This is a genomic window from Bacillus cereus group sp. BfR-BA-01350, assembly GCF_022663775.1.
In the GTDB taxonomy this organism is placed as follows: domain Bacteria; phylum Bacillota; class Bacilli; order Bacillales; family Bacillaceae_G; genus Bacillus_A; species Bacillus_A paranthracis.
Map to the genome: position 1 here is coordinate 1 of NZ_JAKUGD010000062.1, position 223 is coordinate 223.

Below are 223 nucleotides of genomic sequence, written 5' to 3' on the forward strand. Positions count from 1 at the left end.
TACCGTCCATTGTAGCACGTGTGTAGCCCAGGTCATAAGGGGCATGATGATTTGACGTCATCCCCACCTTCCTCCGGTTTGTCACCGGCAGTCACCTTAGAGTGCCCAACTTAATGATGGCAACTAAGATCAAGGGTTGCGCTCGTTGCGGGACTTAACCCAACATCTCACGACACGAGCTGACGACAACCATGCACCACCTGTCACTCTGCTCCCGAAGGAG

Annotated in this window: 1 rRNA gene; it reads right to left on the bottom strand. The window is 53.8% G+C overall.

The annotated features are described in order from the left end of the window. Positions 1–223 (bottom strand): 16S ribosomal RNA (locus tag MR147_RS26975); the annotation flags it as partial.